Origin of the sequence: Roseburia rectibacter (assembly GCF_014287515.2) — a bacterium.
Classification (GTDB): Bacteria; Bacillota; Clostridia; order Lachnospirales; family Lachnospiraceae; genus Roseburia; species Roseburia rectibacter.
The window spans coordinates 1,377,134-1,390,690 of the sequence record NZ_CP092473.1; the positions used below are offsets into that span (position 1 = coordinate 1,377,134).

11 protein-coding genes are annotated in these 13,557 nt (G+C 41.7%); 9 read left to right on the forward strand and 2 right to left on the reverse strand.

All coding sequences use genetic code 11. The features are described from left to right. Positions 1-3: 3 nt before the first annotated feature. Entirely contained in the window at positions 4-888 is an 885-nt protein-coding gene (locus H8S51_RS06555; protein WP_117921289.1) for a LysR family transcriptional regulator, read from the reverse strand. Between the two features lie 233 nt (positions 889-1,121). Between H8S51_RS06555 and H8S51_RS06560 the strand changes: the two genes are divergently transcribed. The 8 genes from H8S51_RS06560 (at position 1,122) to H8S51_RS06585 (ending at position 10,317) form a co-directional block, all read left to right on the forward strand. Further along, positions 1,122-4,925, forward strand: coding sequence for a phosphoribosylformylglycinamidine synthase (locus tag H8S51_RS06560; RefSeq protein WP_186898947.1), 3,804 nt, complete (start codon positions 1,122-1,124; stop codon positions 4,923-4,925). 473 nt (positions 4,926-5,398) lie between these two features. Then, complete coding sequence (locus tag H8S51_RS06565; RefSeq protein WP_186898946.1) at positions 5,399-6,145, forward strand: Fic family protein; 747 nt, start codon at positions 5,399-5,401, stop codon at positions 6,143-6,145. 136 nt (positions 6,146-6,281) lie between these two features. Further along, the gene (locus H8S51_RS18220; protein ID WP_330646774.1) at positions 6,282-6,569 is read left to right on the forward strand and encodes a P-loop NTPase family protein; all 288 of its coding nucleotides are present in this window, start codon (positions 6,282-6,284) and stop codon (positions 6,567-6,569) included. Next, positions 6,566-6,967, forward strand: coding sequence for a PD-(D/E)XK nuclease domain-containing protein (locus tag H8S51_RS18225; protein ID WP_330646775.1), 402 nt, complete (start codon positions 6,566-6,568; stop codon positions 6,965-6,967). Before H8S51_RS18220 ends, H8S51_RS18225 begins: the two co-directional genes overlap by 4 nt. Continuing rightward, positions 6,952-7,134, forward strand: a complete 183-nt coding sequence (locus tag H8S51_RS18230) for a PD-(D/E)XK nuclease domain-containing protein (RefSeq protein ID WP_330646776.1) — start codon at positions 6,952-6,954, stop codon at positions 7,132-7,134. The genes H8S51_RS18225 and H8S51_RS18230 overlap by 16 nt, the downstream gene beginning before the upstream one ends. 97 nt (positions 7,135-7,231) lie before the next feature. Then, the gene (locus tag H8S51_RS06575) at positions 7,232-7,807 is read left to right on the forward strand and encodes a bacteriocin transport accessory protein (protein ID WP_186898945.1); all 576 of its coding nucleotides are present in this window, start codon (positions 7,232-7,234) and stop codon (positions 7,805-7,807) included. Continuing rightward, entirely contained in the window at positions 7,808-9,208 is a 1,401-nt protein-coding gene (locus H8S51_RS06580) for an MBOAT family O-acyltransferase (RefSeq protein WP_186898944.1), read from the forward strand. Between the two features lie 8 nt (positions 9,209-9,216). Further along, positions 9,217-10,317, forward strand: a complete 1,101-nt coding sequence (locus tag H8S51_RS06585; protein ID WP_186898943.1) for a DHHW family protein — start codon at positions 9,217-9,219, stop codon at positions 10,315-10,317. Between the two features lie 89 nt (positions 10,318-10,406). On the opposite strand, the gene H8S51_RS06590 is transcribed toward H8S51_RS06585, so the two are convergent. After that, positions 10,407-11,210, reverse strand: a complete 804-nt coding sequence (locus H8S51_RS06590) for a histidinol-phosphatase HisJ family protein (RefSeq protein ID WP_186898942.1) — start codon at positions 11,208-11,210, stop codon at positions 10,407-10,409. Between the two features lie 1,282 nt (positions 11,211-12,492). On the opposite strand from H8S51_RS06590, the gene gap reads away from it, so the two are divergent. Next, positions 12,493-13,509 carry a type I glyceraldehyde-3-phosphate dehydrogenase gene (gene gap / locus H8S51_RS06595; protein WP_015521575.1) on the forward strand — a complete coding sequence of 339 codons (1,017 nt, stop codon included), beginning with the start codon at positions 12,493-12,495 and terminating at the stop codon, positions 13,507-13,509. Positions 13,510-13,557: the final 48 nt, after the last annotated feature.

The following is a 13,557-nucleotide window of genomic DNA, read 5'->3' on the forward strand; positions in this document are numbered from 1 at the left end:
GAATCAGATCGTAGGCAAAAGATTTAAAAACTCTTCTGTAGACTGTGAAACAGGAAGCGTTGGATTGATAGCTGCAACCATCTGTCTTGATGGAAGTTTTTCTTTTGTTTTTACGATGAACAGATCTTTTGATTCACGGTTTAAACAATAGTCTGGTATGAAAGCGATACCAAGACCGATGCGTGCAAGGTCGATTAAAAGATCGTTACTGCTAAGTTCAATCTGCGGGATCAGTTCAAGCTGATGCTGTAAAAACAGGTTATGCAGAAACTGACTTGTTGTACTCTTGCGGTCGAGCATGAGAATTGGATATTGTTTTAATTCTTCAAATGGGATCTCCTGCTGTTTCAGATTAAAATATGCTGGATTCGCAATGAATACGTCAGTAAAATTACATACGGTTTTCTGAATATAAGAGTGATTCAGATTCGAGTTTGGAAAATTGGTTACGATCAGATCGACTTTTCCCTGATCGAGGAGATCAACACAGCTTAAAGATGTTGCATTCGTAACTTTGATCGGTACATTTGGGAATTTTTTGTGGAACTGTTTTAAATAAGGAACTAAAAAGTAACGACAGATCGTGTCACTTGCGCCAATATGAAGCTGACCGAGTCCAAGACTGCCGGAATCTAAAAGCTGGCTCTCGCCGCGCTGGATTAAGTTCATTGCAGGTTCAATATGTTTTAATAAAACTTTTCCGGCAGGGGTTAGCTGCACCTTTTTGGTACTGCGGATGAAAAGCGGCTGATCTAACTTTTTCTCAAGAGTTTTGATCGACTGGCTGACAGCAGACTGCGAAATAAAAAGCTGTTTGCTTGCCTCAGAAAAGCTTAAAGATGTTGCTACATAATAAAACACTTTGTATAATTCGTAATTGATATCCATGAAGTCCTCTTTCTGCGGGCTGGCCGCATATCCTTTGAATGAAATACATTAACAAACATAATTACTATGATTATAAGACAGGCTTATAAATATGTCAATGGAAACTGATAATGAGAGTATCTGAAAATATTAATATAATTAATAAATAAGATTAAATATATTAATTATGCTTATTTTAGAACCTATGTTATACTTTGAAAAGATAAATGGAAACTGAGAATGGAGGTTACCACATGAGCAGTGTAAAACGTGTATATGTTGAGAAGAAACCGGAATATGCAGTCCGGGCAAAAGAATTGCAGTCTGAAATCAAAAGTTATCTTGGAATCAGTGGTGTGACGAAGGTTCGTGAACTGATCCGTTATGATATTGAAAATATTTCCGGGGAAACTTATAAGAAAGCCCTGGTAACCGTTTTTTCTGAACCGCCGGTAGATGATATTTACGAGGAAGAATTTGATTTAAACGGAGCGAGAACATTTTCCGTAGAGTTCTTACCGGGACAGTTTGACCAGAGAGCAGATTCCGCAGAACAGTGCGTGAAATTATTAAATGAAGAGGAAGAGCCGATCATCCGCACCGCAGTGACTTATGCGATCGAGGGATCAATCAGTGACGAAGAGTTTGCAGCGATCAAAAAACACTGCATCAACCCGGTCGATTCAAGAGAGACAGGCTTAGAAAAACCTGAGACTTTAGTGCAGAGTTTCCCGGAGCCGGAGGATGTTAAGATCTTTGACGGTTTCCGCGGGATGCCGGAGACTGAGTTAAAGGCATTATATGATTCTTTGAATCTTGCGATGACATTCAAAGACTTTTTACATATCCAGAACTATTTTAAGAATGACGAAAACCGTGATCCATCCATGACAGAGATCCGCGTGCTTGATACCTACTGGTCAGATCACTGCCGTCATACTACATTCTCCACAGAGCTTAAAAATGTGGCATTTGATGATGGATATTACTGTGCACCGATGAAGGCGACTTATGAGGATTACTTAAATACTCATAAAAACCTGTATGCAGGACGCAGTGATAAGTTTGTATGCCTGATGGATCTTGCGTTAATGGCAATGAAACGTCTGAAAAAAGAAGGAAAATTACAGGATCAGGAAGAGTCCGATGAGATCAATGCATGTTCTATTGTTGTTCCAGTCGAAGTAGATGGAAAAACAGAAGAATGGCTTGTTAACTTTAAGAATGAGACACATAACCATCCAACAGAGATCGAGCCATTTGGTGGTGCTGCTACCTGTCTCGGTGGTGCGATCCGTGATCCGTTGTCAGGACGTACCTATGTATATCAGGCAATGCGTGTGACCGGTGCTGCAGATCCGACCGTTCCTGTTTCAGAGACGATTTCCGGAAAACTTCCGCAGAAAAAATTAGTGAGAGAGGCTGCACACGGATACAGTTCCTATGGTAACCAGATCGGTCTTGCAACCGGATATGTCAAAGAAGTTTATCATCCGAACTATGTTGCAAAACGTATGGAGATCGGTGCTGTTATGGGTGCTGCGCCAAGACGTGCCGTACAGAGACTGACTTCTGATCCGGGCGATATCATTATCTTACTTGGAGGAAGAACCGGACGTGATGGTATCGGTGGTGCCACAGGTTCTTCAAAAGCACACAATACAGAGTCCACAGCAGTCTGTGGTGCTGAAGTACAGAAAGGTAACCCGCCGACAGAACGTAAGATCCAGCGTTTATTCCGCCGCGAGGAAGTAGCACATATCATCAAAAAATGTAACGATTTCGGTGCGGGCGGTGTTTCTGTTGCAATCGGAGAACTTGCAGATGGACTTCGTGTACAGCTTGACAAAGTGCCGAAAAAATATGCAGGATTAGACGGAACTGAGCTTGCAATCTCCGAATCACAGGAGCGTATGGCAGTTGTGGTATCACCTTCTGATGTCAAGACTTTCTTAGGCTATGCAGCAGAGGAAAATTTAGAGGCTGTTGAAGTTGCTGTTGTTACCGAGGAGCCGAGACTTGTTTTAGAGTGGAGAGGAAAAGAGATCGTAAATATTTCCCGTGCATTCTTAGACACCAACGGTGCCCATCAGGAGACCAATGTTGCAGTTGATATGCCAGTACCGGAGGATAATTACTTAAATAAGATTTCTACACCAAAAGTTGCAGACGCTGTTGCAAAGAACGATATGAAAGCAGCATGGCTTGCAGAACTTGCTGACTTAAATGTCTGCTCACAGAAAGGTCTTGTGGAGATGTTTGACGGTTCCATCGGTGCAGGAAGTGTTTATATGCCGTTTGGTGGAAAATACCAGCTCACAGAGACACAGTCTATGGTAGCGAAACTTCCGGTAGCCAATGGAAAATGCGATACCGTAACCATGATGGCTTATGGTTTTGATCCATATTTAGCAAGCTGGAGTCCATATCACGGTGCAATCTATGCGGTGTTAGAATCTTTGTCGAGAATCGTGACTGCAGGTGGTGATTATAAGAAGATCCGTTTTACATTCCAGGAATATTTCCGCAGAATGAACGAAGATCCGAAGCGCTGGAGTCAGCCGTTTGCAGCACTTCTTGGAGCTTACAATGCACAGATCGGATTTGGACTTCCTTCCATCGGCGGAAAAGATTCCATGTCCGGAACGTTCAATGATATTGATGTACCGCCGACACTGGTTTCTTTTGCAGTGGATGTTGCAAAAGAGCAGGATATCATCACACCGGAGTTAAAAACCGCTGGAAATGAACTGTTATACTTTACGATCGATAAAGATGAATATGATGTGCCGGTTTATGCACAGGTTATGAAACTTTATGATGTGATCCACACACTGATCCAGAAAGGTGCTATTGTTTCTGCATATGCACTTGACGGAAAAGGTCTTGCAGCAGCACTGGCAAAGATGGCATTTGGTAATAAACTTGGCGTAACTGTGGATGCAGATGTGACGACAGATACACTGTTTGCTCCGGGTTTTGGTAACATCGTAGCAGAGGTTCCTGCAGGTAAGACAGCAGAAATCTACGAGGCACTGCAGAATGCAGGTTTATCTGCAAATGTAAAGAGAGCAGGTTCTGTCAACGGGGATGCAGCATTTATCTGTGGCGATATGAAACTTGCGATCGATGAGGCATTAAATGCATGGACAGGCACTTTGGAAAAAGTATTCCCAACCCGTGCAACTGAGGATAAAGAAGAAGTAAAAACAGATCTCTACCATGTAGATTCTGTTTATGTATGCAAAAATAAAGTGGCAAAACCAACCGTATTTATTCCGGTATTTCCGGGAACAAACTGCGAGTACGACAGTGCAAAAGCCTTTGAGCGTGCGGGTGCGGATACGATCGTTAAGGTATTTAAGAACCTAAATGCAAGCGATATCCGTGAGTCCGTAGACGAATTTACAAAGGCAATCGATCAGGCACAGATCATCATGTTCCCGGGTGGATTCTCCGCCGGTGATGAACCGGAAGGATCTGCAAAATTCTTTGCAACTGCATTCCGCAATGCAAAGATGACAGAGGCTGTTATGAAACTCTTAAATGAGAGGGATGGTTTAGCTCTTGGTATCTGTAACGGATTCCAGGCACTGATCAAATTAGGACTGGTACCTTACGGTGAGATCCGCCCACAGGCAGCAGATTCCCCGACACTGACCTACAATACGATCGGACGTCATATCAGTAAAATGGTATATACAAAAGTTGTTACAGACAAGTCCCCGTGGTTAGCACAGGCGGAACTTGGAAAAGTATACTGCAACCCGGCATCCCACGGAGAGGGACGTTTTGTTGCACCAAAAGAATGGTTAGATAAACTGTTTGCAAACGGTCAGGTTGCAACCCAGTATGTCAATGAAGCAGGTGTTCCGACCATGGATGAAGAGTGGAATGTCAACGGTTCTTACTGTTCCATCGAGGGTATCACAAGTCCGGATGGACGTGTGCTTGGTAAAATGGCTCATTCTGAGAGACGTGACAGAAGTGTTGCAATGAACATTTACGGAGAGCAGGATCTTAAAATCTTTGAGTCCGGTGTAGCATATTTTAAATAAGAGACAATATATAGAAAAGGGAAGAGATATTTATCTTTCTTTGACAATTTTAAAAGACCTTCCAGAAAGGAAAAGAAAAAATTCTTTCTGGGAGGTCTTTTTATCCATGTTATTTTATCCGGACTCTCGCCATTGCGTTCCCAGGTAGGACGGTAGTCTTTATCACCGGTTGTATATTCCTTGGTCAGTGTGCAGAAAGAACCGTTGTCTGCCGGACAGCCTTCGCATAAATCTTCCTGACAAAATACTTGTGGTCGTTCGTAGGTTTTCATAAAAATACACCCTCCATTCTTGAATCTATATGTCCGCTTCTATCATACTAGTATAAAGAATATGGGTACATGGATAAATGTGTCATTTTTTATTCAGGGGTGTTTTTATATGATTTTCTGCGTTTTTATAGACAAAAATGAATTTGCCACCGGTAATGTGCTATAATTAAATAATCTAGAAAGTGAACGGAGGAAAACAGAGTGCGAAGAAATCAGGAAAAACAGCAGTCCAAAACACTGTTAGATATTCTGAGAGAAGAAAAAACAGATAAGTATCAAGGCGGTATCTATCATAAAACACAGATCGATTTAACCTATAATTCAAATCATATGGAAGGAAGCCGTCTGACGCACGATCAGACAAGATATATTTTTGAAACCAATACCATCGGTGTTGAAAATGAAGTTCTTAACGTGGATGACGTGATTGAAACTGCAAACCATTTTCGGTGCATTGATATGATAATTGATGATGCCTGTATGGTATTGACAGAGAAATTGTTAAAGCTGCTCCATCTGACTTTAAAAAATGGAACCAGTGATTCCAGAAAAGACTGGTTTGCTGTTGGAGATTATAAAAAGATGCCAAATGAGGTCGGGGGTATGAAGACTACATTACCGGAGCAGGTATCCGGTAAGATAAAAAAATTGCTGGCAGAATATAATGCGAAAGAAGAAAAGTCTTTGGAAGATATTTTGGATTTTCATGTGAAGTTTGAAAGAATTTATCCGTTTCAGGATGGCAACGGACGTGTCGGCAGACTGATCATGTTTAAAGAGTGTCTGAAATATAATATTGTTCCATTTATTATCGAAGATGATTTAAAAATGTTCTACTATCGGGGGCTGAAAGAATGGGACAATGAAAAAGGATATCTGACAGATACCTGTCTTACGGCACAGGACAGATATAAAGCGTATCTTGATTATTTCCGAATTGATTATTGATCATTTTAAGAAAACTTACAGAAAATGAAAATCCTTTCAAACTGATCAAAAGATAGATACAATATGATCAGGCAGCAGAGAACGTCAAAAACGTGTAAAGATAATTACACGATAAACAGGAAAGTATAGGTAAAATATGAGCAGAATCATCAGTATTGGAAAGCAGGATTTTGTATCTTTAAGAAAGAACCATTATTTTTATATTGATAAAACAGATTTTATAAGGCAGTGGTGGGAAAGTGAAAAATACCGCATACGGCAGGGAACATATCGGGTTATTTTTGTCAGCTTTGCGGATGTAAAACAGAACAATTACAAAGGTGCTGTTCAAAAGATAAAAAATATTATTGTGGATGTTTATAGACAAAACCGCTATCTAAATGAACAGGAATGTTTTACAGAGAATGAGCATCGGCAGATATGAAGATACAGATGGAAAGTCTTTTAAACGGAAAGACGATTGAAGTTAATTTTGATGAACAGATCGTGTTCAGCCATCTTGCACAGGATGAAAGCGCGGTATGGAGTCTTCTGGTAGCAAGTGGTTATTTAAAGGTTGAGGATGTGGATGCAATGAATTATTGTATGAATAAGATTACGCTTGCAACGTTTAGTTATTTTGATGTCGGAAGGGAAGACGCTGGAAATCAGGAACCAGAAAGATTTTATCATGGATTTGTGCTTGGACTGATAGCAGACCAGACAGATATCTATGAAATCAGGCCGAACCGGGAAAGCGGCTTTGGCAGATATGATGTCATGATGAGTAGAAAGAGCGGGAAAAAACAAAAATACAGGCAATTATATTGGAGTTTAAGGTAAAAAATAATAAAAAAGAGCAGAAACTTGAAGAAACAATACAGGCAGCACTAGTGCAGATCAAAGAAAAAAATTATGATGCCGAACTGTTGGCACGGGGAATACCAAAAGAGAAGATCAGACATTATGGATTTGCATTTGAAGGAAAAAATGTGTTGATCGGATCGTGAGAAGATATGAAAGAAAATGGAATATTCTCTTTCCATCCGGTATAAAACATGATACGATGAGAAAAATAAAACCAAATAAAACAAAATGGAGATGAACATGAAAAAATATATTACCTTATTCCTTTCAATTTTTCTTGCAATGTCACTTGCTGCCTGTGGAAATAAAACAGACAGTCCAGATGCAGCTGGAAAGGCAGAGATCAAAGATGCCAAAGAACTTCTTACCACAGTCTGGAACAGCTACGAAGAAGATGATAAATTTGCCATTGCAGGCGGAGATATGAGTGAAGAAAATATGACGGAGGATGCGCCGGGAACATTTGGAATCACGGATGCGGATGAATTAGACCGCATGCTTGGCTTTCCGGCGGCGGATGCGGAAAAGATCGATAATGCGGCTTCCATCATGCACATGATGAATGCGAACACATTTACCTGCGGTGCCTATCATCTGAAAAATGCAGATGATGTAAAGAGCGTAGCGGCAGACCTCAAGGAAAATGTGATGGGCAGACAGTGGATGTGTGGATTTCCGGACAAGCTGGTTGTAATTTCGGTGGATGATTATCTGGTATCTGTTTTTGGAAATGAAGAACTGGTAAACACGTTTAAAGACAAACTCACGCAGACTTATGAAAACACGAAAGTCATCAGTGAGGACGGGATCGTATAAATGTTATTTTCAAGTATCACGTTTTTGATTTATTTTCTTCCGTGTATGGTGCTGGTGTATTTTCTGGCTCCGGGGCGGATGAAAAATACAGTGCTTCTTTTGGGGAGTCTGATCTTTTATGGATGGGGAGAACCGAAATACCTGCCGGTGATGGCAGCAGTCATCCTGGCTGGTTATCTGTCTGCCCGTCTGATCGGTACATGTCAGAATAAACGGCAGTCAAAAATTCTTTTGGCTGCCGCTGTTTTATTGGAAATTTTTCCGCTCATCTATTGCAAATATGCCGATTTTTTCATACAGAATCTCAATGTGCTGACAGGGCAGAAAATTCCACTGCTTAGCATTGCAATGCCGCTTGGCATCAGTTTTTATACATTTCAGGTCATCAGCTATACGGTAGATGTATACCGGGGAGATGTCCCGGCACAGAAAAATCTGCTTACGTTTGCTGCTTATGTTGCAATGTTTCCGCAGCTCGTTGCGGGGCCGATCGTGCGCTATTCGGATATCAGAAGTCAGCTTGAAAACCGTATGCACAGCGTGGAAAAGTGTGCATATGGAATTCGAAGATTTGTGACCGGGCTGTCAAAAAAGATACTGATCGCAAATGTGCTCGGGGAGCTGATTGGTCATTTTCAGGCTTCGGAGGAAAAATCGGTTTTATTTTTCTGGATGTATGCGATAGCATTTATGCTTCAGATTTACTTTGATTTTTCCGGGTACAGCGATATGGCGGTCGGGCTGGGAGCCGTTTTTGGATTTGATTTTCCGGAAAACTTCCGCTATCCTTATTGTTCTGCGAGCATTACTGAATTCTGGCGCAGATGGCATATGTCACTTGGCGCGTGGTTCCGGGATTATCTTTACATCCCGCTTGGTGGCAGTCATGTAAAACCTGTGCGGTGGATCTTCAATATTTTTCTTGTGTGGATGGCAACCGGATTCTGGCATGGGGCGGCATGGAATTTTATCCTGTGGGGACTGATGTATGCGGTGCTTTTGCTCATTGAGAAAACGTGGCTTTTGCCTTATTTGAAGAAACATAAGATCATCGGACACCTGTATGTGCTGTTTTTTGTGCTGATCGGGTTTGTACTTTTTGATGCATCCTCCGTGGCGGATTTTTGGGATTGCATCGTATCTATGTTTGGCGGGGGACAGATAAAACCGGTTACGACAGAGAACCTGTATTATCTGAAAAGTTATGCAGTGATCATCCTGACTGCGGTGATCGGGGCGACGCCGCTTCCTGCGAGATTATATGGAAGATTGCAGAAAAAGAAAGGCTTAAAGCAGACGCTTGACATTGCAGAAATTCTCCTGCTGGTAATGTTACTGCTTCTTTGTGTGGCATTTCTGGTAGATGGTTCATTCAATCCGTTTTTATATTTCAGATTTTGAGGGCGATTATGGGAACAAAGCGAAAAGACAGGATCACTGTTGGAGTGACGGCACTGATCCTGTTTGGATTCTTAATAGGAAATATTGCGAAAAGTGATGATACGGTTTCTATCTCAGAGCGCAGAAAACTTGCACAGTTTCCGAAAATAAATGTGGAAAACATGAAAGATGGTACTTTTATGAGTGGATTTGAGTCGTATGCAAAAGACCAGTTTCCGTTACGGGAGCAGTTTCGTGCATTAAAGACAGCGTTTTCCATGTATGTGCTGGGGCAGAGAGACCAGCATGGACTTTATAGCAAAGATGGCTATATTGCCAAAATGGAATATCCTCTTCATGCGGATTCACTGCAGTATGCAGCCACGCGTTTTGGGGAAGTCTATGATCGTTACCTTTCGGATACAGACACAGATATCTATCTGGCGATCGTGCCGGATAAAAGTTATTTTCTGGCAGATGAAAATGGTTATCCGTCCATGGATTATGATATGCTGACGGCGCAGATGAGAGATGGGACGAAATATGCACAGTATATTGACATATTTGGGGATCTTGAACTTTCGGACTATTACCGCACAGATGCACACTGGCGGCAGGAACAGATCACGGATGTGGCACGGCACCTCGCTGGGGCAATGGGGGTAAATCCGGCGTCAGAATACGAAATAAAAGAACTGGAAAATCCATTTTACGGTGTCTATTATGGACAGCTCGCACTTCATGGACAGCCTGATACACTGTATTATCTGGATAATGACGTGCTTGAAAACTGTATCGTGTATGATTATGAAAACCGAGCGGAAAATAAGATTTACGACATGGAAAAAACAACGGGGAATGATATGTATGAGATTTTTCTGGGAGGATCGAAATCCCTGATATCGATTGAAAATCCGAATGCGAAAACAGACCGGGAACTGGTCATGTTCCGGGATTCCTTTGGAAGCAGCATCGCCCAACTCCTGGCAGAAGATTATGCGAAGATCACACTGGTGGATATCCGGTATCTGCCCGTGGAGCGGATTGGAAACTATATTAATTTTAAAGATCAGGATGTGCTGTTTTTATATAGTACGTCGGTGTTAAATCACAGTGAGACTTTAAAATGACAGGAGGCTGGGGTGCGGTCTTGTGCAATTTACCAATCAATAAACCTGAATGCACTATTTGCCTCCGGCATTCCTATCAGCGACTTCAATCAGGGAATCGGGATAAATTCCGGTTTCCTTTTTCGGAATACCGCATAATGCGTAAAGCCGGCATCTTTTAATATAGAAGGAACTTTTTTAAAATCAAAAGCAACATGCTCCGGCTGATGTGCGTCAGCACCGATCGTGATGATCTCCCCGCCGAGTTCATGATAGCGCTTAATGATGTCCTCTGTCGGGTTCGGATGACCGAGTCCGTATTTGAAACCGCCGGTGTTGATCTCAATCCCTTTGCCTTTGAAAATAAGAGCTTTTAAGATTTCGTCGATGATGTCGGCATATTTCTGATAGGAATAACTGGCATTTTTATTTGGACCGTATCTTACCACGTAGTCGATGTGACCATAGACGTCAAAACCATCGAAAACTGCGATATTTTCCAGAATGGATTCAAAATATTCCTGATAGCCTTCCTCCTCCGTGTGATTTTCCCAATAAGCCGGATAATAAGGATCAACGCCGTGCATGACGTGTGAGGAACCGATCACAAAATCAAACGGGTATTGTGACAGGATGTCAGCATGTATGCAGGCAAGATGCGGCTGTAACCCAAGTTCAATGCCGAGTCGAACTGGAAGAACTTCCTTATATTTCTCCTGCATTGCATCCACGGAAGAGACATAATTCGGCAGATCCAGCAAAAATGTCTCCGGTTCGTCCGGATAGTCAATGTCAAGATGGTCTGTAAAACAGATTCCTTTTAAATTTTTTTGTCTTGCAGCAGCGATCATGTCTTCCTGCGGTGTGTGGCTGTCGCCGGAAAACTGGCTGTGCATATGCGTATCCCATAACATATTAAATCCTCTTTCCTGTGCCGGGCTGGCACATAATGTGAAATCTTATTTGCGCAATTACGCATATCACAAATGCTGGTTTGTGGGTGATATGAGTTTCCTTGTGTAGGGTGGTTCTGGGGAGTTACGATTGGCAAATTGCATCAAGCCGGGACTGTTTTGTTCCGTTGTCCGAAAATAAGAAAGTCTAAGTATGCCTGATTCAGGTTGAGGCGGAGTGACGTGTGCGTCCTAAATGTGCCGTCCGGGCACATTAGGACTTGTGCTGCCGTCCATGGCAGCACAACACTGTATTGTGAACAGGCATACAAAGACTTTCTAATTTTCTCCCAAAGTCACAAAACGAGTCCTGGCTTGATGCGATTTGCCAGCCGCAAGGTTGTGAACCACCCTTAGCCGGGAAACTCATTTTACAACCTTGGGGGTGCGTAAATTTTTGTGACATTCATTTCAAAAAGGTTGAAAAATCTCGACGCAATCTGTTATATCTATGCTTTTAAACATACATACTTGGAATAATAATCTGCATTATTAGTCTGTTAATTTACGAAATGATTAATGTAATGCAACATAGCAGATGAAACTTCAGACAAGTCATCAGGCTGAATATCAGTGATATTGCACATTAGGATTTTAAGCATATTTCCATTCGTGCGAATATCAAAAATTCACACCCGCGCCCCCATTTTGAGATGAACCGCCCACCCAAATGGTGTTTCATAACCTGGAGGCTGGCATCTTGCGCAAAGCCTGAGCTGATTTTGTGACTTTGGGAGAAAATTAGAAAATCTTAGTGTGTCTGTAGATACACAGTGATGTTCTGCCACGGATGGCAGAACAAGGCTTCACGAGCCACGGATGGCTCGTTGAACGCCGGTCACGTCACTCCGAGAAAATCTAACTCAGACACACTTAGACTTTTCTTATTTTCGTACAATGGAACCAAAATTAACTCCGGCTTTGCGCAAGATGCTACTCACAGACCTGCGACACACCATTGGGACGGGCGATTTATTTCATAAACAAACCAACATTTGGTAAGTAGCTTATGATATAGTATAGCCTATCCCACAAAAGAAAAGAAGTCATATTTGTATATTTTGTATAAAATTCATGAAAAAACGACCGGAAAATTGCATATAGTGAAAAATTTAACAAACACAGAATAAAGTCGAGAAAAAGGCTTGAACTTTCAAAAGAAATTGGTTAAAATAAAGGAAGCTTGGGACGGGCATAAGTCCCATCAAGTTATCACATTTACAAATTCTAGGAGGAATTAAAAATGGCAGTAAGAGTAGCAATCAATGGTTTTGGCCGTATTGGTCGTCTTGCTTTCAGACAGATGTTTGGAGCAGAAGGATATGAAGTAGTAGCAATCAACGATTTAACAAGTCCTAAAATGTTAGCACACTTGTTAAAATATGATTCATCTCAGGGTAAATATGAGCATGCTGATGAAGTATCTTCAACAGATGATTCTATCATCGTTTGCGGTAAAGAGATCAAAATCTACGCATTCCCAGATGCAAACAACTGCCCATGGGGAGATTTAAAAGTTGACGTTGTATTAGAGTGCTCCGGTTTCTATACAAGCAAAGAAAAAGCACAGGCTCACATCAATGCAGGTGCTAGAAAAGTTGTTATCTCTGCTCCAGCAGGAAATGACCTTCCTACTATCGTTTATAATACAAACCACGAGACATTAAAAGCTTCTGATACAATCATTTCAGCAGCTTCCTGTACAACAAACTGCTTAGCACCAATGGCAGATGCATTAAACAAATATGCTCCGATCCAGTCTGGTATCATGGTAACAATCCATGCTTACACAGGTGATCAGATGACTCTTGACGGACCTCAGAGAAAAGGTGATTTAAGAAGATCACGTGCAGCAGCAGTTAACATCGTTCCTAACAGCACAGGTGCTGCAAAAGCAATCGGTCTTGTTATCCCAGAGTTAAACGGTAAATTAATCGGATCTGCTCAGCGTGTACCAACCCCAACAGGTTCTACAACAATCTTAACAGCAGTTGTTAAGAAAGCTGGCGTAACAAAAGAAGACATCAATGCAGCTATGAAAGCAGCAGCTAACGAGTCTTTCGGTTACAACGAGGATGAGATCGTTTCTTCCGATATCGTAGGAATGAGATTTGGTTCATTATTCGATGCAACTCAGACAATGGTTAACCAGGTATCTGATGACCAGTACGAAGTTCAGGTTGTTTCATGGTATGACAACGAGAACTCTTACACATCTCAGATGGTTCGTACAATCAAATACTTCAGTGAGTTAGCATAATCGACGGGTTACGATAACTATATGCGACTTTTAGCAGGTCCGGTCCTA

Bases quoted from the DNA above. Each gene is read 5' to 3' on its own strand.
- H8S51_RS06555 (WP_117921289.1), bottom strand. From the start codon at position 888: ATGGATATCAATTACGAATTATACAAAGTGTTTTATTATGTAGCAACA.
- H8S51_RS06560 (WP_186898947.1), top strand. From the start codon at position 1,122: ATGAGCAGTGTAAAACGTGTATATGTTGAGAAGAAACCGGAATATGCA.
- H8S51_RS18220 (WP_330646774.1), top strand. From the start codon at position 6,282: ATGAGCAGAATCATCAGTATTGGAAAGCAGGATTTTGTATCTTTAAGA.
- H8S51_RS18225 (WP_330646775.1), top strand. From the start codon at position 6,566: ATGAAGATACAGATGGAAAGTCTTTTAAACGGAAAGACGATTGAAGTT.
- H8S51_RS06575 (WP_186898945.1), top strand. From the start codon at position 7,232: ATGAAAAAATATATTACCTTATTCCTTTCAATTTTTCTTGCAATGTCA.
- H8S51_RS06580 (WP_186898944.1), top strand. From the start codon at position 7,808: ATGTTATTTTCAAGTATCACGTTTTTGATTTATTTTCTTCCGTGTATG.
- H8S51_RS06585 (WP_186898943.1), top strand. From the start codon at position 9,217: ATGGGAACAAAGCGAAAAGACAGGATCACTGTTGGAGTGACGGCACTG.
- H8S51_RS06590 (WP_186898942.1), bottom strand. From the start codon at position 11,210: ATGTTATGGGATACGCATATGCACAGCCAGTTTTCCGGCGACAGCCAC.
- gap (WP_015521575.1), top strand. From the start codon at position 12,493: ATGGCAGTAAGAGTAGCAATCAATGGTTTTGGCCGTATTGGTCGTCTT.